This is a genomic window from Peribacillus sp. NPDC097264 (genome assembly GCF_050277925.1).
Taxonomy (GTDB): domain Bacteria; phylum Bacillota; class Bacilli; order Bacillales; family DSM-1321; genus Peribacillus.
This window is the reverse complement of the sequence record NZ_JBNNSR010000008.1, coordinates 196684-218485: the sequence shown is the minus strand read 5'-3', so window position 1 is coordinate 218485 and position 21802 is coordinate 196684. Positions and strand designations below refer to the sequence as shown.

16 protein-coding genes and 1 other annotated feature are annotated in these 21802 nt (G+C 42.6%); of the genes, 7 read left to right on the top strand and 9 right to left on the bottom strand.

Going from position 1 to position 21802, the window contains the following annotated elements; translation table 11 throughout:
• Positions 1–101: 101 nt before the first annotated feature.
• Positions 102–1976: a diguanylate cyclase gene (locus tag ACQKL0_RS14995; protein ID WP_427688371.1), complete on the bottom strand. Its 1875-nt coding sequence runs from the start codon at positions 1974–1976 to the stop codon at positions 102–104.
• Between the two features lie 481 nt (positions 1977–2457).
• On the opposite strand from ACQKL0_RS14995, the gene rpsD reads away from it, so the two are divergent.
• On the top strand, positions 2458–3060 hold the full coding sequence (gene rpsD / locus ACQKL0_RS14990; RefSeq protein ID WP_402874922.1) for a 30S ribosomal protein S4: 603 nt from the start codon (positions 2458–2460) through the stop codon (positions 3058–3060).
• 94 nt (positions 3061–3154) lie between these two features.
• On the opposite strand, the gene tyrS is transcribed toward rpsD, so the two are convergent.
• A complete protein-coding gene (gene tyrS, locus ACQKL0_RS14985) occupies positions 3155–4411 on the bottom strand; it encodes a tyrosine--tRNA ligase (RefSeq protein WP_402874919.1) in 1257 nt (418 codons plus the stop codon).
• Positions 4412–4483: 72 nt separating this feature from the next.
• Positions 4484–4703, bottom strand: a binding site (T-box leader).
• 140 nt (positions 4704–4843) lie between these two features.
• Here tyrS and ACQKL0_RS14980 point away from each other — a divergent pair.
• Entirely contained in the window at positions 4844–7732 is a 2889-nt protein-coding gene (locus ACQKL0_RS14980) for a transglycosylase domain-containing protein (protein WP_402957752.1), read from the top strand.
• Between the two features lie 77 nt (positions 7733–7809).
• Here ACQKL0_RS14980 and acsA read toward each other — a convergent pair whose 3' ends face one another.
• A complete protein-coding gene (acsA, locus tag ACQKL0_RS14975; RefSeq protein WP_402986628.1) occupies positions 7810–9528 on the bottom strand; it encodes an acetate--CoA ligase in 1719 nt (572 codons plus the stop codon).
• Positions 9529–9851: 323 nt separating this feature from the next.
• Here acsA and ACQKL0_RS14970 point away from each other — a divergent pair, with 323 nt between their 5' ends.
• From ACQKL0_RS14970 to ACQKL0_RS14960, 3 genes are read left to right on the top strand one after another with little or no spacing between them, the layout of a single operon-like run.
• Positions 9852–10484, top strand: a complete 633-nt coding sequence (locus tag ACQKL0_RS14970) for a GNAT family N-acetyltransferase (protein ID WP_402874910.1) — start codon at positions 9852–9854, stop codon at positions 10482–10484.
• 28 nt (positions 10485–10512) lie between these two features.
• Positions 10513–11163 carry an acetoin utilization AcuB family protein gene (locus ACQKL0_RS14965; protein ID WP_402874907.1) on the top strand — a complete coding sequence of 217 codons (651 nt, stop codon included), beginning with the start codon at positions 10513–10515 and terminating at the stop codon, positions 11161–11163.
• Positions 11156–12334 carry an acetoin utilization protein AcuC gene (locus tag ACQKL0_RS14960; RefSeq protein ID WP_427688368.1) on the top strand — a complete coding sequence of 393 codons (1179 nt, stop codon included), beginning with the start codon at positions 11156–11158 and terminating at the stop codon, positions 12332–12334. The genes ACQKL0_RS14965 and ACQKL0_RS14960 overlap by 8 nt, the downstream gene beginning before the upstream one ends.
• A gap of 92 nt (positions 12335–12426) precedes the next feature.
• On the opposite strand, the gene ccpA is transcribed toward ACQKL0_RS14960, so the two are convergent.
• Both ccpA and ACQKL0_RS14950 read right to left on the bottom strand, forming a co-directional pair.
• On the bottom strand, positions 12427–13428 hold the full coding sequence (ccpA, locus tag ACQKL0_RS14955; RefSeq protein ID WP_402874904.1) for a catabolite control protein A: 1002 nt from the start codon (positions 13426–13428) through the stop codon (positions 12427–12429).
• Positions 13429–13770: 342 nt separating this feature from the next.
• The gene (locus ACQKL0_RS14950) at positions 13771–14847 is read right to left on the bottom strand and encodes a bifunctional 3-deoxy-7-phosphoheptulonate synthase/chorismate mutase (protein ID WP_402874901.1); all 1077 of its coding nucleotides are present in this window, start codon (positions 14845–14847) and stop codon (positions 13771–13773) included.
• Positions 14848–15091: 244 nt separating this feature from the next.
• Between ACQKL0_RS14950 and ACQKL0_RS14945 the strand changes: the two genes are divergently transcribed.
• A complete protein-coding gene (locus tag ACQKL0_RS14945; protein ID WP_427688366.1) occupies positions 15092–17233 on the top strand; it encodes a cell division protein FtsA in 2142 nt (713 codons plus the stop codon).
• A gap of 69 nt (positions 17234–17302) precedes the next feature.
• Here ACQKL0_RS14945 and ytxJ read toward each other — a convergent pair whose 3' ends face one another.
• The 3 genes from ytxJ to ACQKL0_RS14930 form a co-directional block, all read right to left on the bottom strand.
• Positions 17303–17629: a bacillithiol system redox-active protein YtxJ gene (gene ytxJ / locus ACQKL0_RS14940; protein ID WP_402874895.1), complete on the bottom strand. Its 327-nt coding sequence runs from the start codon at positions 17627–17629 to the stop codon at positions 17303–17305.
• Between the two features lie 117 nt (positions 17630–17746).
• Entirely contained in the window at positions 17747–18328 is a 582-nt protein-coding gene (locus ACQKL0_RS14935) for a YtxH domain-containing protein (RefSeq protein ID WP_427688364.1), read from the bottom strand.
• A 46-nt stretch (positions 18329–18374) separates the two neighbouring features.
• Positions 18375–18884 carry a DUF948 domain-containing protein gene (locus ACQKL0_RS14930; RefSeq protein ID WP_427688362.1) on the bottom strand — a complete coding sequence of 170 codons (510 nt, stop codon included), beginning with the start codon at positions 18882–18884 and terminating at the stop codon, positions 18375–18377.
• 224 nt (positions 18885–19108) lie between these two features.
• Here ACQKL0_RS14930 and ACQKL0_RS14925 point away from each other — a divergent pair, with 224 nt between their 5' ends.
• Positions 19109–20221, top strand: a complete 1113-nt coding sequence (locus tag ACQKL0_RS14925; protein ID WP_402874883.1) for an aminopeptidase — start codon at positions 19109–19111, stop codon at positions 20219–20221.
• Positions 20222–20290: 69 nt separating this feature from the next.
• Here the strand turns inward: ACQKL0_RS14925 and murC are convergent, their stop codons facing one another.
• Positions 20291–21595: a UDP-N-acetylmuramate--L-alanine ligase gene (gene murC, locus ACQKL0_RS14920; protein WP_402874880.1), complete on the bottom strand. Its 1305-nt coding sequence runs from the start codon at positions 21593–21595 to the stop codon at positions 20291–20293.
• Between the last annotated feature and the right edge of the window lie 207 nt (positions 21596–21802).

The window sequence follows — 21802 nt, the reverse complement described above, 5'->3', positions numbered from 1 at the left end:
TCAGTAAATTATTATAGAAATAGAAAAACAGGTGGAGAAAAACAACTCGTTTTTCTCCACCTGTTTTATTTTAGGGACTTATTAGACAGCCCCTTCGTCTTTTAAAGTCGCGATTCCTTTACATTCACCCTATTTTTCCCGGAGTTCTTCGCCATATACAACGCTTCATCCGCCCGTTTGAATACTTCCTTAACGTTATCGAACTGCTCTTTTGCCCAGTAAGAGACGCCACAGGAAATGGTCACTTTCGGACTGGATTCCTCCCCAACCTTATCTTTTAAACGTTCCGCAATCTTGACGCCAGTTTCCAAGGGTATGCGTGGGAGGTAAATGGCCATTTCTTCGCCACCCCACCTAGCCCCTATATCTGTATCACGGATGTTATGCTGAATGAGATTGGCAACCTGGATGAGGATATCATCCCCAACTTGGTGCCCATACGTGTCATTCACTTTCTTAAAGTTATCAATGTCAATAAGGATGAATGTCCCTTCTTCATCCACTTCCATCGACTGGGACATCTTATCATCGAGATAACTCCTTGAATATAGCCGAGTCAGATGATCTGTTATGACCATCTTTTCCAATTCTTCACGGAGCATGGAATTCGCCATGGCCAAACTTGAATGATGTATGAGTGATTGCAAAAGTTTGAACATTTCAAAGGAAAAGAAATAGGGTTCTTCGTGTAATACTAAGGCAAAACCCTTAACATCGTTGCTTTCCATCATCGGAACAGCCATCAGGGAGTGATACCTCACATCAACACCCGGGCATTTCACGCTTAAGTCCCCTATAAATAATGATTCCTTGTCTTTATCAATCTTGTCTTTCATGAATGATACATACAGTTCCGATTCCTCTGAATCAAAAAAATCAGAGCTTCCTGTCAATAAATTCACGTTTTCCCCTGGCAGAAGCAAGATAAAACCTGTCTGGTCTGCGTCAAAGGACTTCATGATTTGCTGTTTCATATACTCCATCGTCTCACTTAAGCGTAGATTGGAATTCAAATGGTGAGATGTTTCGTTAATCAACTGCAAATCCGATACGAGACGTTTCGATTGCTGATACAATTGGGCATTTTCCAGGGCACTTCCGGCAGTATTCGCCAATAACGCAATGAACTCGATTTCGCTTTCAGGAAACATGAGCGTGTTAGGCGCAATGACTTGCAAAACCCCATATACCCCCTGTTTACCTTTTAGAGGTGCATATAAGATAGAATGATCGTCAGAGGGGTGATCATCGAATTGTATGGTGCCTGTTACATAAGCTTGCAGGGCCGCCACATTCTCGCTATCATATTCTAGATCCTTAATCGGTAGATTTTCATGACTATCATTATCATGGGAGAGAAGCAGGAAATAATCAAAGGTTGGATACACGGTATGCAAGGTCGAAATGATTTCTCCCAAGACCGCATCCATATTCATCGAAGAATGGAACTTTTCCGTGACCTTGAACAACCGTTTATTCCGTTTCTCCTCGACTGACATCTTGGAAATTGATAAAGCCGATTTCAAGATGGTTGCGAATTCTCCTGCAAAATCAGTCCCTTGCTCCTCTGTCAGACTCCTGAAAGAAATCCCTTGTTCTTTCAGGGCTATCAATCCGTTGACCTTCCCCTGATCCCAAAGAGGAATGATCGTTTGGAAATCTCGGAAATCCTTCGGCATAAATACAAACGATGCTTCGTCATTCTTATTTTCGTTCATTGCCTTCTCAATATGTTCCTGTGCGGGCGCCTTCATAATATAGTCCTCAACACTGCCTGTCGAAGCCTCTTTATAATATTGTAGCTTCCACTCATCAAATTTAAAGAAAGATACCTCTTCCATATAAAGCTGCTCTTTTGTCTCTATTAAAAAAACTTCTAAAAACTTCTGGAAATGGAGGTCCCCTTCCGAACTTTTCATATGCTGAAAGAAAAGTATCCTTAATTCATTCAATAACTGCACTGTTTTAATCTTCATCTCCATCATCCCTATATCACAGCCTATTTTTAAGCAAACTTATAAATACGAAATATTTAAAAATTATTAGTCCAAAAGAACTACATGTAATCAAGATCATACCATATCTCCCTGAAATAATGGAAACGATTGACAATATTCATTTTAGGTTATTACTTTATTATAACGCTTCTACCCTGAAATTTCTCCCTTATTCTAGTATTTTTTATAAGATTTTGAATTTCATTCTCTACCTAAATCATAATTATCATCCGATTCCGCTTGACTCACTTGGCAGAGTATTATACAATATTCCTTGTGTAAAATATTGCAGCCTATGTGACAGCCTTTATGTTCTCATTTTGTTCCTCCATACAGAGGTGTATCTCGTAACTCTCTGCTGCTAGGGCGAAGGTACATGAAAACAAAATGGTCATGATTGTTCATTCACACACGGTTTTTATTTTACCAAAATAAAAACATTCGAAGGAGGAGTCATCCTATGGCTCGTTATACTGGCCCAAGCTGGAAACTATCCCGTCGTTTAGGGATTTCCCTAACAGGTACTGGTAAAGAATTAGAAAAACGTCCTTACGCACCAGGACAACACGGTCCTAACCAACGTAGAAAAATTTCTGAATACGGAATGCAACTACAAGAGAAACAAAAACTTCGTCACATGTACGGAATCACTGAACGTCAATTCCGTTCAATGTTCGACCGCGCTGGCAAAATCAAAGGTGTTCATGGTGAAAACTTCATGGTTCTTCTTGAATCACGTCTTGATAACCTTGTTTACCGTCTTGGTTTAGCTCGTACACGTCGTCAAGCACGTCAACTTGTTAACCACGGTCACATCACTGTAGATGGAAAACGCGTAGACATTCCTTCTTACAAAGTGTCTCTTGGACAAGTAATCAGCGTTCGTGAAAAATCACGTAACTTCTCAATCATCAAAGAATCAGTTGAAGCGACTAACTTCGTTCCTGACTTCCTTACTTTCGATGCTGAGAAATTAGAAGGTACATTCACTCGTTTACCAGAACGTTCTGAATTGCCAGCTGAAATTAACGAAGCTCTTATCGTTGAGTTCTACTCTCGTTAATACCTTCGGAACCTCATCCTTGGATGGGGTTTTTTTTATGCTTGGAATTCAATACAAATAAAAGCCGGCTGGGATTCAGCCGGCTTTCTCTATCTTATTTCACTAATGTGTATTTCTTTTTCCCACGACGTATTAGGATGAATTCCCCTTCAATCTTAGCCTCTTCGTTAACGATATATTGTAAATCAGTGACTTTTTCTCCGTTGATGGAGATGGCCCCATTCTGGATATCTTCACGTGCTTGACGTTTAGATGGAGAAATCTTCGCTTCTACAATTAAGTCCACTAACGAAATATCTTCGTCACTTTCACGTTCAAAACTTGGAAAATCTTTAAACCCGACTTTAATTTCGGCCGCACTTAGATTCTTCACGTCACCACTGAATAAAGCAGCAGAGATTTTGATCGCTTGATCTAGAGCTTCTTGACCATGGATCATCCGTGTCATTTCTTCTCCTAAAGCTTTTTGCGCTTTACGTAAGTGCGGTTCGGTTTCCATGGATTTCTCTAAGTCCTCAATGACTTCACGTGACAAGAATGTGAAGAACTTCAAGTATTTCACGACATCAGCGTCCGCTGTGTTAATCCAGAATTGGTAAAATTCATAAGGCGTCGTTTTTTCTGGATCCAACCAGATTGCTCCGCCTTCCGTTTTCCCAAACTTCGTGCCATCCGCTTTAGTTACAAGTGGAATTGTCATGCCGTAAGCTTTTGTCTCTTCATCATGCGACTTGCGGATCATTTCAAGTCCTGTGGTGATATTCCCCCACTGATCGCTTCCACCAATTTGCAGCTTACAGTTATGATTGTCGTACAAGTGGTTGAAATCAATGCCTTGTAAAATTGTGTACGCAAATTCAGTAAAGGAAATTCCTGTTTCCAAACGAGAAGCAACCGTATCTTTGGCAAGCATGTAATTCACACCAATATATTTTCCATAATCACGCAGGAACGTCACCATATCAATTTTGCCGATCCAGTCATAGTTATTAACCATCACTGCACCATTTTCACCTTCAAATTCGAAGATTTGGGAAAGCTGTCCCTTAATGCAGTCTGCATTATAAAGAACCTTTTCCAACGTTTGCAGCTGTCTTTCTTCTTTCTTACCACTTGGATCTCCGATGAGACCAGTCGCTCCGCCCACAAGCACAACAGGACGGTGTCCATGCTTTTGGAACCGGCGCAATGTTAAGAATGGAAGCAAATGCCCAATATGCATGCTATCTGCAGTTGGATCCACCCCGCAATATAGGGAAATCTTTTCTTTATCCAAAATATCCTTGAGTCCTTCTTCATCCGTTTGTTGGTACATGATTCCCCGCCACTCGAGATCCTTAAGTAATTCCATTCCATTTTTCCTCCTTCATATATATCCTGAAAATTTCCGCAAAAACCATACAAAAACGCCCCTTCATATAAATGAAGGGACGAATAAATTCGCGGTACCACCCAACTTGAGGACAAAAATATGCCCTCCGCTCGAGACGAATAACGGTCGTCACCCGTTTGTCGCTACTAATTTAGGTTCACAACAAATGCTCAAGGAAGTAATTCATCTCACTATTTGTACCGGTTTTCACCAACCACCGGCTCTCTAAAACAGGGATAGCTTAACTACTGGGTCCTATCATCGCTAATTCAATAAAGATAATACTAAATTTTTATCATACCTGCCGTACATTGTCAACAGCACCCTAGCTGAAGCCAGAAAAATGTAGAAGTTTCCTTTTTACCTAGATGTTATATGCTATAATATATGTGATTTCAGGGGGTTGATACGATGAATAATAATCAAAAAGATAGAATTCAATCGGCATGGAAACAAGTGAACCGATTTTTCAAAAGTGAAAAAACAATAAGGAATGCCAGAGTCTCCTACCAAGTGGTTTGGAATTTGACATTGATCGTAATTATTGTTGGAATTCTAGGCTTTTCATTCGCCGGTGGTGTTGGAGCCGGCTATTTCGCTGCCCTCGTCAAGGATGAGCCAGTGCGCTCAAAAGAAGATTTAAAAAAGGATATTTATAATTATGAAGAGACCTCTGAGATATATTTTGCAGATAAAGTATATCTAGGCAAGCTCACAAGCGATCTTGAGCGTGAAGAAGTGTCCATCGATAAAGTTTCCGATCACCTGAAGAACGCCGTCATCGCTACGGAAGACGAGTACTTTTATGAACACGATGGCGTTGTACCAAAAGCGATTCTCCGGGCGGTTTATCAAGAATTTTCGAACGCGGCCGTCCAATCCGGGGGAAGTACGTTAACACAGCAACTCATCAAGAACCAAGTGTTGACAAACGAAGTCTCCTTCGAACGAAAAGCAAAAGAAATTTTACTAGCACTCCGGGTGGAAAAGTTCTTTGAAAAAGAAGAGATATTAGAGACTTACCTAAATGTCTCCACTTTGGGAAGAAATTCATCAGGCAGAAACATTGCTGGTGTCCAAGCAGCAGCGGAAGGGATTTTTGGTAAAGACGCCAAAGACTTGAATCTCGCACAATCTGCTTTCATTGCCGGGTTGCCACAAAGTCCTTTTGGCTATACTCCCTATACGCAACAGGGAGAGATCAAGGATGATCTCGAACCAGGCATCAACCGGATGAAAACCGTATTGAAAAGGATGCACAGCAACGGATACATAACAAAGAAACAATACGAAAAAGCCAAAACATACGATATCACAAAAGACTTTATTGGCAAGAAAACATTACCTACCGAGAAATATCCATGGCTTACCTATGAAATTGAAAAACGATCTATCGATATCCTATCAGTCTACCTTGCAAAAGAAGATGGATATGAAGAAAAAGATTTAAAAAATGATGATTTGCACGAGCAATACCTAGCGCTAGCAGATCGAAACTTGCGTCAAAACGGCTATAAAATCTATTCGACCATCAATAAGAAAATCTATAATAAAATGCAGAAAGTGACGAAAAACTACCCGAACTTCGGATATGATAAAAACCAAACCATCATCGATCCCGATACGAAAGAATCGAAAATCGTTCAGGAACCGGTTGAGACTGGTGCCGTCCTCATCGAAAACAAGACAGGTAAAATCATCAGTTTTGTCGGCGGACGAGACTTTAAACGGGAACAGACCAACCATGCAACCGCAGCACTCCGCCCAAATGGATCGACGATGAAGCCGCTTCTCGTATTTGGCCCAGGCATCGATCTCGGGAAGATCTCACCAGGAAGCGTGACGTCCAATGTCCCTGTCTCCATACCGGATGGAAGCGGAAGGTTATGGAAGCCTAGGAACTACGGCGGTGGAAGCCTTACTGGTATAGCGACAGCCCGGGAGACTCTAAAGAACTCGTATAATATCCCGACCGCGCTATTTTATATGAAAATTCTTAACCAGAATCCTGTTTCCTATTTAGAAAAAATGGGCTTCACAAGCCTATCCAAATCCGATTACAGCAATCCATCCCTGTCTTTGGGCGCAATGACAAATGGCGTAACCGTAGAAGAAAATGTCAATGCCTATACCACTTTTGCCAACTCGGGTGAATTCATCGATGCCTACATGATCGATAAAATCGAATCCAAAGACGGCGAAGTCATCTACCAGCATAAAGTGAAGCCAGTTGAAGTTTTCTCACCACAGGCTGCCTACTTGACACTTGATATGATGCGGGATGTCGTAAACAGCGGTACGGCCGCTTCCGTCAAAAACCGCCTTGCCTTCTCCAGTGACTGGGCTGGCAAGACCGGGACCGGACAGGATTATAAGGATGCATGGTTCGTAGCCACTAACCCGAATGTGACGTTCGGCACTTGGATTGGTTATGATACACCTAAATCTTTGCAAGGAACATACAATGGCCTCCAGTACAATAACCGTAATATCTATTATTGGGCCGACTTAATGAATGCTGCCTATGAAGTGGATTCGAAGCTGGTGGATCCTGACAAACGCTTTGAAATGCCTGGGGGAATCGTCAGTCGTTCCTTCTGTGCAGCAACAGGACTTCTGCCATCAGACTCCTGTCAAAAAGCAGGGCTTGTTAAGACAGACTTATTCATTTCAAACCAAGTCCCAGCTAAAGGCGACGCTAGTTTGATAGATGGTCAATATGTTTCAGTCGGAAGCAGACGTTATGCTGCCCTTTCAGAAACACCAAGTGAATTCACAAGTGGAGGGTTTATGTTGGATCCCAAGTCCATTGATGAAATCGGATTAAAATACGTGGATGATCCCGGCGCCTTGATACCAGGTGGCGAGAAATGGGGAGATATCGCGGGTACAAGTGCGACGCTCAACGATAATGGAAAAGTGCCCGATCCCCTTTCCGTCACGGTGACTGATACGATCATTACCTGGGGTCTCCATCCTGAAGGAGATGTGGTTGGCTATCGCGTTTACCGTAATGGACAGAAAGTCGCCAGCATCAGTGCCGGTTCAGATTTGGTCTATAAGGCAAGTGCTGATGGAGGTTCTTATTACGTAACCGCCGTAGACATTGTCGGGAAAGAATCCGCTCCATCACAAAGCGTTCAGACTGTCGCTAAAAAGTCGAGCACCTTCGTGAATAAGAAGGATACGGAAACTGATTCCAGCGATCAAGAAAAAGACGAAAAAAAAGAAGATACAAAAGATAAAGATCACGACATTACTGATAAAGTCGAAAAGGATATAGCGGAAGAAGAGGAATGAAACACCCCTGCTTCCCATCTGAAAAAGAGGCAACCGGGAAGTTTCCGGTTGCCTCTTTTTTTGATAATGTAGCACTTTTAGTCTTCCATGGATGATAAATCACCAGTCGGCAAATCCAGTTCCCAAGCTTTCAGGACACGACGCATGATTTTACCGCTTCTGGTCTTAGGAAGCTTATCACGGAACTCGATTTCACGAGGTGCTGCATGGGCCGCCAATCCATGCTTCACAAATTGCCGGATTTCATCTATTAATCCATCATTCGCAACATACCCATCACGGAGGGCAATGAATGCTTTAATAATCTCGCCACGGACTGGATCCGGCTTTCCAATGACCCCTGCTTCCGCAACGGCCGGATGCTCAAGCAGCTTACTTTCCACCTCAAACGGACCGACCCTTTCACCAGCTGTCATGATGACGTCATCGACACGACCTTGAAACCAGAAGAATCCCTCTTCATCCATGAAGGCAGAGTCCCCTGATACATACCAGTCACCTGGCATGAAGTACGATTCAAACTTCGACTCATTATTCCAGACCGTCTTCATCATGGATGGCCACCCTTTTTTAATAGCAAGGTTCCCCATTCGATGTGGAGGCAGTACGTTTCCTTGATCATCCACGATAGCCGCCTCCACGCCTGGAATCGGTTTACCCATCGAACCGGGTTTGATTTCCAGGCAGGGGTAATTACAGATAAGCTGGGCGCCAGTCTCCGTCATCCACCACGTATCATGTATGCGTCGATTAAATACTTTCATTCCCCAACGCACCACTTCAGGATTCAACGGCTCCCCTACACTAAGGACATGACGAAGTGAACCCAAATCGAAACGTTTGACGATCTCATCCCCTGCCCCCATCAACATCCTGAAGGCAGTCGGTGCGCTATACCAGACCGAAACCCCGAATTCCTCAAGCGTCTTGTACCATGACTCAGGCTTGAAACGACCACCTACGACCACATTTGAAGTACCGGTTAGCCATGGTCCGAAAATACCATAGGACGTCCCTGTCACCCATCCGGGATCCGCTGTGCACCAATATACGTCATCCTCCTGTAAATCGAGGACCCATTTAGCCGTTTGATAATGCTGGATCATCGCATTATGTACATGAAGCACCCCTTTTGGCTTACCCGTTGACCCGGATGTGTAGTGAAGAATCAATCCATCTTCACGATCCACCCATTCAATGTCAAAGTGCTTGTCGGCTTCTTTTACTTTTTTATTGAAGTTATGGTATTTCCCTTCCTCCTGGATGTTCTCCCCCACTAAGAAAATATGTTTTAAATGGGGCAGGTCGTCTACCGGTACACGAGGCAACAATTCAGGTGTCGTCACCAATACGCTCGCTTCACTGTCTTCAAGGCGATCCCGCACCGCCCCCTCCATGAAGGCTTCGAATAGTGGCCCGACGACAGCTCCCGTTTTGATTGCACCGAGCAACGCAAAATAAAGTTCCGGGGACCGTGGCATGAAAATGAAAACGCGGTCTCCCTTCTTCACTTCAGCAAGGTTCTGAAATACATTGGCCGCTTGGTTTGTGTATTCTTTCATTTCCTTAAAGGTATACTTCTCGTTTCTTTTTTCATCTTTAAAATAAAGGGCGATTTTATTCTTTCTGTATGTCTCAGCATGTCGGTCAATGGCTTCATAAGCAAGGTTCACTTTTCCGGTTTCGGACCAGGAGAATTCCTTCTCCGTTTCAGACCAGTCAAAATGCTTGTACTTCTCATCGTAATTCAATAAATTATAATTGCCCTGCACTGCTGGTAGCGCTTTCATATTCATACAAATAATCCCCCTTCTTTTTGCTTTATAGCTCTTATTATAGTATAAAAAACTATTTTTCTCAATTTTTAAAATATTTACCTTTTTATAAATTCAAGGAAAATATTTCTTGATATTTTTGAACATTCAGGGTAAATCTTGGTATAGTTAGTTAGGAATGGCTTTATCCTTTCATTCTTCAGGCTCAACTGTAACAAAAGGTTCAAAAATGAGAGAGCTTTCATCATCTTGTCACTTGTTTTTTATGTATAATTCATGTAAGGTTTCCATCTATTTGGATGAATCAGTATACAAGATTGGTATTTTACTAGGGCGGTGAAGAAATGGAATATAGCAAGACCTATTACAAAAAAGAACTCCAGACATCAAGCGGAACACTTCTGATTGAAGGGCCCCTAACCGGAGAAATGATGGCCGGATACGATTTTCATGAAGACTTGGTCGCCTTTCGCCCTCCTGCACAACAGCATAAGGCATTGATTGAAATCGCCGATTTACCTGAGGGCCGAATCTTTATAGCCCGCGAGGAACGGACCATCGTTGGTTATGTGACCTATCTATATCCCGACCCATTGGAGCGCTGGTCAGAAATCAAGATGGATGACCTGATCGAGCTTGGTGCAATTGAAGTCATTCCCAAATACCGTGGTGCCGCTGTAGGAAAGAATTTAGTTCAGCTGTCTACGGAGGATGATTCGGTAGAGGACTTCATTATCATCACGACTGAATATTATTGGCATTGGGACTTGAGGGGGACGGGATTGAACGTTTGGGACTATCGAAAGGTCATGGAAAAAATGATGAGTGCTGGCGGGCTGGTTTATTATGCAACGGATGACCCGGAAATCAGTTCACATCCAGCAAACTGCCTGATGGCGCGTATAGGAAAGAGAGTGCCTCCGGAGTCCATCGAAAAGTTTGACCAATTACGTTTCATGAATCGTTTCATGTATTAAAGAGGCGAGTAAAGAGGAGGAACTACGTATGATTGTTGAAAAAATAATGAATGAAGATGTCATTGCCTTAACACCAACAGATACCATTCATAGTGCTGTCTTAATCTTAAAAGAGAAACGGATTCGCCATATACCGATTGTCGATGAAAGCTTTCACCTCGTCGGATTAGTTAGTGACCGTGACATACGAGACGCTTCTCCTTCTATTTTTCGCACCGAAGAATACAAAAAGGATTTAGAAAAATCACTGGGAAGTATCATGAAAACCGATATCATCACAGGACATCCCCTAGACTTTGTAGAAGAGATTGGTGCCGTTTTTTGTGAAAATAACATCAGCTGTCTTCCCATCCTAAAGGAAAAAAGGTTAGTGGGCATCATAACCGGAACTGATTTGCTTCATTCTTTCGTTGAACTGACGGGAGTCAATCAGCCCGGTTCCCAAATTGAAATCAGGATTCCCAATACGGCGGGAACGCTACACGACATTACCTCCATCTTCAAATTGCGCAAAGCGAACATTCTCAGCACGCTTGTCTATCCCGAAAAAGATGAATCCGATTACAAGATTCTCGTTGTCCGGGTACAAACCATGAATCCATTCATGGTCGTGGAAGACTTAAAGAAAGAAGGCTATACCGTTTTATGGCCTTGCCTGCCAGGTGCGTCTCATGACTGATGAATCCTTGTTTGTCTATTCCGATGAATTGCTGACCTACAAATTCAATGACGAGCACCCATTCAATCAAAAACGGCTTCAGCTCACGCTGGACCTCCTAAAAAAACACCATGCCATCCGTGAAGATCAGATCATCAAGCCGCGAATGGCGACCGATGAGGAATTACAACTGGTTCATGACCAGCATTATGTAAACGCTGTCAGACTGGCTGGACAGGGAAAGCTTCTTCCCGAAAAAGCGGGAAACTATGGTTTAGGTACAGAAGATACCCCCATCTTTCCTAATATGCACGAAGCAAGTGCCCTGCTTGTTGGCGGAACCCTTACGGCGGTGGATGCCGTCATGACTGGTCAGTCCCTACATGCCCTTAACCTTGGCGGGGGGCTCCATCATGGTTTTCGAGGCAAAGCTTCAGGCTTTTGCATTTATAATGATAGCTCGGTCGCGATTAAATATTTACAAAAAAAATATGGTGCACGCGTCCTCTATGTCGATACGGATGCCCATCATGGTGATGGTGTACAGTGGTCCTTTTATGATGACCCTGAAGTCTGCACCCTATCCATCCATGAAACGGGACGCTATTTGTTTCCCGGTACAGGCAATATCAATGAACGGGGGCAGGGCAAAGGCTATGGCTATTCGTTCAACATCCCGGTGGATGCATTCACGGAAGATGAATCATGGCTCGAATGCTATACAGCCGCATTCAAGGAAGTGATTGAATTCTTTAAGCCAGACGTCATCTTGACGCAAAACGGTGCTGATTCTCATTATTATGACCCACTCACCCACTTGTCGGCTACCATGAAGATTTATAGGGAAATCCCGAAATTAGCGCATGAAATGGCCCATAAGTATTGTGATGGGCGCTGGATTGCCGTCGGTGGCGGTGGCTACGATATCTGGCGCGTCGTACCACGCGCCTGGTCCAGGGTCTGGCTCGAAATGACCAATAATGATATATCTGGGCCCTTATCAAGGGAATGGATCGACACGTGGCAGCCTGAGGCTCCTGTGACCCTTCCGGATGAGTGGGATGACCTACAGGATATTTATGAACCCATTCCCCGGAAGCCGGCCATTACCGAGAAAAATGCCCAAACGCTCGAAAAAGCGCTCTACCCCATCCGTTCTAACAGACAAACGACCACCAGCACGGAGGATTAAATGGCCAAAAAAAGAGTGTTTCCATTCTCCATTTCAAGACAAGTTTCACCTTATGAAAAAGAGAGTGCCCATAAGGACACTCTCATACTGGATTATTTCGTTGATTGACGTTTTTCGATGCGGTGCGGCAGAATCACTTTTTCTTGCCCCTCCACCAATTCCTGGTTCATCAATTTAGTTAGCAACCTCATGGATACGGCCCCGATATCGTATAAAGGCTGAACGATGGTCGTGATCTGCGGGCGGACCATCAAGGTTAACCGTGTATTGTCGAAGCTGATTACCTCAAAGTCCCCTGGTACATTAAACCCTTTATCCTGAGCAGCATGAACGATGCCAAGTGCCATTTCATCGGCTCCGACTATGATTGCTGTCGGCCGATCTTCGGCTTCAAGAAACTTATCAAATGATTCTATTCCTGAATCATATGTATAATCGCCTTCCACCAGTAAACTTTCATCGAAAGAAAGCCCCGCTTCTTTCAATCCCTGTTTGTAACCAGTTAATTTCTTCTCATTAATAGGCGCGGACAGATTCCCGCTCACATAACCTATTCGCTTGTGGCCATTTTTGGCAAAGGACATCACGGCATCAAACGCTGCCGCTTCATAATCAATATTGACCGATGGCACTTGCCCGCTTTCTTCGACGGAACCGGCCAATACGATGGGAACCGGTGAGTTCTTAAACTCCTTGACATGCTCGTCCGTGATGTTTCCACTCATGAATACGATACCATCTACTTGTTTACCTAGCATCGTATTCAATAAATGAAATTCCTTATCTATGTTTTCGTCAGAACTGCTGAGAATGATATTGTATTTATACATGGACGCTATATCTTCAATACCACGTGCCAACTCCGCAAAAAAGATGCTGGAGATATCCGGAATCACGACACCTACCGTCGTTGTCTTCTTGCTGGCTAGCCCACGTGCGACTGCATTAGGGCGATACCCTAACCGGTTAATCACATCTGCGACTTTTTTCCTTGTCGCAGGTTTAACATTCGGATTCCCGTTTACTACGCGAGAAACGGTGGCCATCGAAACATTTGCTTCGCGGGCCACATCATAAATGGTTATATTATTCATTATTGCATTCCTCCATTTGTTTCATTTTTTCCAATAAAGCATCAAATATTTCAAAGAAGATTCTATTATACGTATTTTTCTTATACGGAAAATTAATCGGTTAACGGAAATCTTTCTATTAATTTTTATATAAGCATAGCTTATATAGATATCTTCATTATGTATGATTCTAACTCAAAACAGTCCTCATCTTTTAACTTATCATACGATAGTAGAATGCTTCCTGCAATCCAATAGTGTCTTTTTCAGGACTTTTTCTGCAAAAACAAGTATTTTACCATTAAAAAAAGCCCTTGCCAAGATGGTAAGGGCCGAATGTACATATATTTCAAATATTCTTTCTTAAACCGTTACCCAGTTCAATCGTTTAATTTCGTTATAGAAATCATCAAATTGCTTGAAGTCCATCTGCTGTGCAGAATCAGATAAAGCAACAGAAGGATCTGGATGAACTTCCGCCATCACTCCATCTGCACCAATGGCAAGAGCTGCTTTAGCCGTTGGAAGAAGAAGGTCACGACGTCCGGTAGAATGGGTTACATCCACCATGACAGGTAAATGCGTTTCTTGTTTCAAGATCGGAACAGCAGAAATATCAAGCGTATTTCTTGTTGCTTTTTCGTACGTACGGATACCACGTTCACAAAGGATGATGTTTCCATTACCCTGCGACATGATGTATTCCGCTGCATGGATGAATTCTTCGATCGTAGCTGCAAGTCCACGTTTTAGAAGGACTGGTTTGTTTACGGCACCTGCCGCTTTCAATAAATCGAAGTTTTGCATGTTACGTGCACCGATTTGGATGACATCGATATGTTCAACCGCTGCTTCCATATCATTTGCACTTACGATTTCACTGATGACTGCCAAACCATATTCATCTGCAACCCGCTTAAGGATCTGTAGTCCCTCTAAACCAAGTCCTTGGAAGTCGTATGGCGATGTACGCGGTTTGAATGCACCACCACGCATAAGCTTCAGGCCTTTTGCTTTGATGACTTCAGCAACTGCAGCCGTTTGTTCATAAGATTCCACGGCACATGGACCGAATACGAAACTAGGAATCCCGTTCCCGATAAGTTCACCTTTGATGTCGATGATTGTATCTTCCGGTTTTTGTTTTCTGGAAACAAGAAGCGTCTTCTTCTGATCATCTTTTTGAAGTTCTAAGCCTAATTTAAAGATTTCCTTGAAGATATGTTTAATCGAACCTAGGTCAAGAGGACCTTGATGATTCGCTTCAATAAGATCCAACATGATTCTTTCACGGACTGGATCGTAGCGGTTTACGCCCTGTTTTTCTTTAACGCGGCCGATTTCCTGTACTAGTCCCGCCCGTTGATTAATCAGTTGCAATAACTGAAGGTTTACATCATCCAATTGATTACGCAATCCATCAAGCTCTCTATTGCTCATTCCAAATCCATCCCTTCGATTTTAAAAATATCAACGATTTCACGATGGAAAACCCGTACTTTTTACCTGTTCGAATTTTCACTCATTTCAATCGATAATTTAAGCTATGAAAATTTTATAATAATTCATGTATAATTAAAAACAATTATAAATGAAATTCTTGTAAATGTCACTACTTTTTTCTTTATTAATTAAACGCTTTTAAGTACTAAAGTAATATATTACATAAAAGAAGGTGTCACTGATGCACGAAAAACTGTTTGCCTTGGACATTGGAACGCGTTCCGTTGTAGGAATTATATTAGAAAAAGAACAGGAAAGCTATAATATTATCGATATTCTATCAGAAGAGCATTCGGAGCGGGCCATGCTGGACGGTCAAATACATGATGTTCTAGCTGTGGCTAAAGTCATCTCTCACATTAAGGGCAAACTGGAGGAAACTCACGGACCCCTAAGAAAGGTTTCTGTCGCTGCAGCCGGTAGGGCCTTGAAAACCGAACGGGCGAAGACGTCTGTCGATATAGTTGGGAAACCGATGCTGACACATGAGGATATCCTCCACCTCGAATTCAGTGCTGTCCAGGAAGCCCAGGCGACCGTGGCAGAACAATCAGACTCCCGGTCCACTTATTATTGTGTTGGTTATTCGGTTTTATACTATCGCCTCGATGGACAGGAAATCGGAAGCCTGATCGATCAGAGCGGGGAAGAAGCGTCAGTTGAGATCATCGCCACCTTCCTGCCCAAGGTCGTTGTTGAATCCCTTTTAGCTGCCTTGAAAAGATCGGGATTGGAAATGCAGGCTCTTACGCTTGAGCCGATTGCGGCCATCAATGTCCTCATCCCGGCCTCCATGCGCCGCCTTAACGTCGCCTTGGTCGATATAGGGGCGGGGACTTCCGATATCGCTTTGACCGATTCAGGGACCGTCATCGCTTATGGAATGGTACCAATCGCTGGGGATGAAATTACCGAGGCCATAAGTGACTACCTGCTCCTGGACTTCCCTCTTGCAGAAAAGGCGAAAAGGGAATTGCTCGATCAAGATTCGATAATGGTCACTGATATTCTTGGATTTTCCACCGAGATTGCCAAGAGTGATATCATCGAACATATTCATCCTGCACTCGATAGGTTGGCTGAAGCCATCCGTTTAGAAATTCTCTCCTTGAATAATGAGTGTTCACCAAAAGCGGTGATGCTTGTCGGAGGTGGAAGCCAAACACCGGAATTATGCCGACTTTTAGCTGAAAAACTAAACTTGCCAAGTAACCGTGTGGCAATCCGGGGCGTCGATGCGATCCAGAACCTAGGCATTTCGTCTGAAATCCAAAAAGGGCCTGAATTAGTAACACCGATTGGGATTGCCATTGCTGCCGATAAAAACCCGATTCAATACATGAGCATCACCGTTGACGGGCACCCCATCCGCTTGTTTGATATGAAACGAACAACAGTGGGGGATTGCCTGCTCACAGCAGGTATTAAGATGAGTTCTTTATATGGAAAACCCGGCATGGCCAAAATCGTCACCATCAACGGAAATCAATTTACCCTTCCCGGAAATCATGGAAAGAAATCGGTGATTACCTTAAACGGAACGGAAGCTTCTTTAGATGATGAAGTGAAGGATGAAGACGTCATCGTAACCTCAAAAGGGGAAGACGGTGAACCGGCCATTTTGCGCATACTCGATGTATTGGATGATATTCCGAGAAAAACCGTGATCCTTAACGGTACAGAGTATACCATCGAAGCCTCCATTACCAGAAATGGCAAAGCCGCCTCCATCCATGAATTAATCGAGGATCATGATCAAATAACTTGCAGGATACCAGTAACGATTGACGAGTTGATCAAAGAGCTTCACTTATCCGAACTTCTTGCTTGCCTTGAACCGTTATCTATTAAATTGAACGGAAAGTCCATTCAGCTTCCCTCGTGGACGGGTAAAATCAGCAAAAATGGACTGGCAACAAAACGGACGTACTCCTTTGAAGATGGCGATGAATTAGAAGTGGTAAATCCAGCCCCCCCTACTTTATTAGAGGTGATGGAAGCTTTACAAATCCAGCATACCTACAACGTCCCTGTTTTTTTTGAAGGCAAACAAGTCATTCTGTCTAAAAATCTGGCAGAATTCAGACGCGGTGACGAGCGATTGAAAGATACGGACATCATCCAGCCAAATGATGACCTCAGTATGATTGAACATAAGGTGGAACCTTTTATCTTTCAAGACCTTTTCCGTCATGTTGAAATCTTTATGCCTACCACAGGGAATAGCCGATTCATTCTCATTAAAAATGAGCAGGAAACTACTTTTCACGATGAACTTGCCCCCGGTGACCAATTAAGAATCCTTTGGCCCACCACTAGTTGACATAGAAACAGTCTCATAAAATGAAAAAGGCAGGCTTGTTGATTCAACAACACGCCTGCCTTTCATCATTTATTGAGAGATTGCTTTGCCTAGAGAGTCTTCTGTAATTCTCCAATGGGATTCATTCCATGTAGGCGTGCCATTTTTAAATAGGATGGCTTGGGGGGATTGATGTTTGATTTCAAAAGTTTCCGCCACATGGTTGGAAAGCGGACGCGCTTCTTGCACGGCCAAGTAGGCCGTCTTTAACTCCGGGTGTTCAGCGATGAACTTTTGATAGTGCTCAAAAGCTTCCGCACTGACTGGGCAAGTAACACTATGCTTAAAAAGTAAAAAAAGATCTTCCGTTACGAGCTCATTGAATTGTTGTTCCGTTTCGATTTTAGTAAGTGTCATGTATATTAACCCCTTTCGATTTCAGAAAAAAGACGATGAAGTCATCGTACCACTTCATCGTCTTTTTTGACAATTATTGTGCATACCTTCGCAAATATTGAGCGATTGAAGCATACATTATTTTTTTAATTTATTTTCGGTTTCATCAAAAGCTTTTTTTGCTTCATCTAATTTTAGCTTTGCCGTATTTTTGTTTCCGCTAGTCGGGTCGGCTTGTGTATTTTTTGACTTATTGTCTTTACTTTCAGGCATATTGGTTTCAACGGATACGATTTTCGAATCGGAAGTTCCCGTTACATCAATATCCTTATTGCTTGAGTTCGTAGTATCATTAGCTGCATCGCCATTTTCTTCTTTGCCCGTTTTTAGGCTCTTCACTTTATTGACGATATCTGAAGATTTACTAGAAACCAATTCAGTAACCGTTCCTGTTTTTTCTTTAGCGGTATCAGCCAAAACCGTACCTTTTTCCATCGCGGTTTGTCTTAGCTTCTCTGTTTTCTCGGAAAGGCTCTTAGCTTGTTCGTTGAAATCATTTCTTAATTCCTTGCCTGTTTTTGGAGCCATGAATAAAGCTGTAGCCGCTCCGATCATTCCGCCGATCAAGGCGCCGATCATGAAGTCCTTCGAATTGATGGAATCGCGTGCTTCCTCGTATGATTTTTGATATTCGCTTGTAGGATATTCTTTTTGCGTCATGTAACATTCTCCTTTCAAATTTGGGAATATTTTTATTTACCTGGTGTTAAGATCTAGATCGTAAAAACCTTTTTTTTGGTAGGTTATCTGTTTCAAGTGCTTCTCTTTCTATCTCTGCCTGTTCATATGCAGTTGGAGCGGATTGCTTGTTTCTGGCCTTCCATTTATCACGGATTTCCATGGCCACGTTACTCCATTGAACGATTTGGGAAATTCGTTCTTGGTTGTTATCGATTTCTGCCTGCACTTTATTAGAAACCTTTTGGACGGATGTATTGAAGCTAGAGATGGAAGTCCCTACATCTTTCACTGCATCCACCACTGTGTTCAGATTTTCAGATTTCTGTTGCAAGTCTTCTGCTAACGAGTTTGTTTTATGTAGTAGCTGGGTAGTTTCAACCGTTATGCCTTGCATTTGGCTTTCAAGTCCCGTCAGCGTCCGGGCCACGCTGTCCAAGGTAGTTTGTAGTGATGTGAGTACCTTTGTTAAGAAGATAACAAGGACCAGGAAAGCGATTGCTGCCACTGCAGCACTTACGTATAATATGATCTCCATTGGAACACCTCCGAAAAAAAATCGACATATTTAGTAACTGTTTAGTTATTAATTACCCCTTCCCCGTTATTATAAACGTATTTAATTTGTGAATATACCCTATCTATACCTGTTTTGGAAATATTGATAGCGAAAAATTTCGACTAATTGGGACCAATGGATGAAATTTCTACAGCTAATCAGGTATGATAGAATAATAAAACTAAATATTGGAGGTATTCTACATGAAAGATCCTAGAATCGAGATACTTGCACATAATCTGATAAATTATTCAGTGAAACTCCAAAAGGGTGAAAAACTCTTGATAGAAAACTTTGGATTGCAACGCGAACTGGTCAACGCCCTTGTAAAAGAAGCGTATGCAGCTGATGGGTACCCATTCGTCCTCTTAAAGGACCATCAAGTGGATCGCGCCTTATTAATGGGTGCACAGGAAGAACAATACAAGATGATGGGTGAATTCGAAGCGAACGTGATGAGCCAGATGGATGCATATATCGGGCTTCGTGCCGGAGATAATATCAATGAGCAATCCGATGTGCCCGCAGACAAAATGGCTATTCATGGTCAAACGATCGGAAAAGTACATAGAAATATCCGCGTTCCGAAAACGAAATGGGTCGTGCTCCGTTACCCGACGAATTCTATGGCTCAATTAGCCAAAATGAGTATAGAAGCTTTCGAAGATTTCTATTTCGAAGTCTGCAATCTCGATTATGGAAAAATGAGCGTAGCCATGGATAGCCTTGTTGATTTGATGGATAAGACCGATAAAGTCCGCTTAACTGGTCCCGGAACAGACTTATCTTTCTCCATCAAGGACATTAAAGCCATCAAATGTGCAGGTGAACTGAACATTCCTGATGGTGAGGTGTACACAGCACCTGTTAAGGACTCGATTAATGGGGTCATTTCTTACAATACTCCATCTCCTTATCAGGGCTTTACTTTCGAAAACGTGAAGTTAACATTCAAGGATGGAAAAATTGTTGAAGCGGTGGCCAATGATACTGAACGCATCAACAAAATCTTTGATACAGATGAAGGCGCCCGTTATGTCGGTGAATTTGCTATCGGTGTAAATCCTTATATTCTACATCCGATGCAAGATATCCTCTTTGATGAGAAAATTGATGGAAGTTTTCACTTCACCCCTGGACAATGTTATGATGACGCCTTTAATGGCAACCATTCGAGTATTCACTGGGACTTAGTCAATATCCAGCGCCCTGAATACGGCGGTGGGGAAATTTACTTTGACGATGTGCTGATCCGAAAAGATGGACGCTTTGTTCTACCTGAACTTGAATCATTAAATCCAGAAAATTTAAAATGACCTACTTCACGCAGATCATGCTTGTGATTCCATAAAAAATGACCAACCCATTTATGGGTTGGTCATTTTTTATTTAACTTGCAGCGACTCCTCATAAGCAGCCTGGAATTTTTGAATATCCCCTGCACCCATGAATAGGACTACACTGTTTTTATGTTTTTGTAATTGCGTTGTTGTTTCTTCTGTAATAAGCTCGGCACCAGGAATTTTCTCCTGAAGATCTTCAATCGATAGTTTTCCATGATGTTCACGGGCAGATCCAAAGATTTCACATAAGTATACTTTATCGGCTAGATTCAGGCTGTCGGCGAACTCATCCAGGAATGCTTGCGTTCTTGAGAAAGTATGCGGTTGGAAGACCGCTACTATTTCACGCTCTGGATATTTTTGACGCGCTGAGTCAATGGTTGCTGAAATCTCTGTAGGATGATGGGCATAATCATCAATGATGATTTGACTCTCCATTTCCTTTTCGGAGAACCGGCGTTTTACGCCTTCAAAAGTGAGTAACTGAGCCTTCACGGCTTCCGTATCCAGGTTTTCATATTTACACAGGGCAATGACACCTAAAGCGTTCAACACACTATGCTTGCCAAAAGTCGGAATGGAGAAAGTATCATAATACGTGTTCCTCACATTCACATCGAATGTCGTTCCCTCCGGAGTGACGGAAACATTTTTCGCCTGAAAATCGTTTCCTTCCGCAAATCCGTAAAAAATGACCGGTACTTTTGCTTGAATATGCGGTAAATGCTCGTCGTCCCCGCATGCAATGATCCCTTTATTGACTTGTAGGGCCATCGTTTGGAATGCCTCGAACACGTCTTCCACATTGGCATAGTAATCTGGATGATCGAAATCAATATTCGTCATGATTGCATAATCAGGATAATAAGAAAGGAAGTGACGGCGGTATTCACATGCTTCAAATACGAAGTAAGTAGAATCCACGATCCCTTTTCCAGTTCCATCCCCAATCAGATAGGATGTTGGTTTGGCACCACCCATGACATGGGCCAGCAAACCTGTTGTCGACGTTTTACCATGTGCACCGGTAACGGCAACACTTGTAAAGGTCTTCATGAAATCACCAAGAAAACGGTGATAACGTATCACTGGTAAACCAAGTTCCATTGCTTTCACGATTTCCGGATGGGTATCCGGGAACGCGTTACCTGCAATGATGGTCATTCCAGGCTGAATGTTTTCCTCGTTGAAAGGAAGGATTTTTATCCCAGCTTTTTCTAACGCTATTTGTGTAAAGAATTCTTTTTCATAGTCGGAACCTTGCACTTGAATATTCATATCATGCAATATTTGAGCAAGCGCACTCATTCCCGAACCTTTGATACCCACAAAATGGTAAGCAGTCATATAACGAACCTCCACCAATCGTCTATCTGTATGACAGTATATGACGTCATGTTTATTTGTTTTTTCATTACGAAAACTTGCTCGAATTGTACTTTTCGCCTAGGTTTTTATACGTACTTTTTATTTATTCATCGACAAAAATATATTATATCACCTTTTTATTCATACATCCATGTCAGGGAGATGCCATTTTATCAAATCATTGGC

Coding starts and splice junctions, on each gene's coding strand:
- ACQKL0_RS14995 (WP_427688371.1), bottom strand. CDS start 1,976: ATGAAGATTAAAACAGTGCAGTTATTGAATGAATTAAGGATACTTTTC.
- rpsD (WP_402874922.1), top strand. CDS start 2,458: ATGGCTCGTTATACTGGCCCAAGCTGGAAACTATCCCGTCGTTTAGGG.
- tyrS (WP_402874919.1), bottom strand. CDS start 4,411: ATGGAATTACTTAAGGATCTCGAGTGGCGGGGAATCATGTACCAACAA.
- ACQKL0_RS14980 (WP_402957752.1), top strand. CDS start 4,844: ATGAATAATAATCAAAAAGATAGAATTCAATCGGCATGGAAACAAGTG.
- acsA (WP_402986628.1), bottom strand. CDS start 9,528: ATGAATATGAAAGCGCTACCAGCAGTGCAGGGCAATTATAATTTATTG.
- ACQKL0_RS14970 (WP_402874910.1), top strand. CDS start 9,852: ATGGAATATAGCAAGACCTATTACAAAAAAGAACTCCAGACATCAAGC.
- ACQKL0_RS14965 (WP_402874907.1), top strand. CDS start 10,513: ATGATTGTTGAAAAAATAATGAATGAAGATGTCATTGCCTTAACACCA.
- ACQKL0_RS14960 (WP_427688368.1), top strand. CDS start 11,156: ATGACTGATGAATCCTTGTTTGTCTATTCCGATGAATTGCTGACCTAC.
- ccpA (WP_402874904.1), bottom strand. CDS start 13,428: ATGAATAATATAACCATTTATGATGTGGCCCGCGAAGCAAATGTTTCG.
- ACQKL0_RS14950 (WP_402874901.1), bottom strand. CDS start 14,847: ATGAGCAATAGAGAGCTTGATGGATTGCGTAATCAATTGGATGATGTA.
- ACQKL0_RS14945 (WP_427688366.1), top strand. CDS start 15,092: ATGCACGAAAAACTGTTTGCCTTGGACATTGGAACGCGTTCCGTTGTA.
- ytxJ (WP_402874895.1), bottom strand. CDS start 17,629: ATGACACTTACTAAAATCGAAACGGAACAACAATTCAATGAGCTCGTA.
- ACQKL0_RS14935 (WP_427688364.1), bottom strand. CDS start 18,328: ATGACGCAAAAAGAATATCCTACAAGCGAATATCAAAAATCATACGAG.
- ACQKL0_RS14930 (WP_427688362.1), bottom strand. CDS start 18,884: ATGGAGATCATATTATACGTAAGTGCTGCAGTGGCAGCAATCGCTTTC.
- ACQKL0_RS14925 (WP_402874883.1), top strand. CDS start 19,109: ATGAAAGATCCTAGAATCGAGATACTTGCACATAATCTGATAAATTAT.
- murC (WP_402874880.1), bottom strand. CDS start 21,595: ATGACTGCTTACCATTTTGTGGGTATCAAAGGTTCGGGAATGAGTGCG.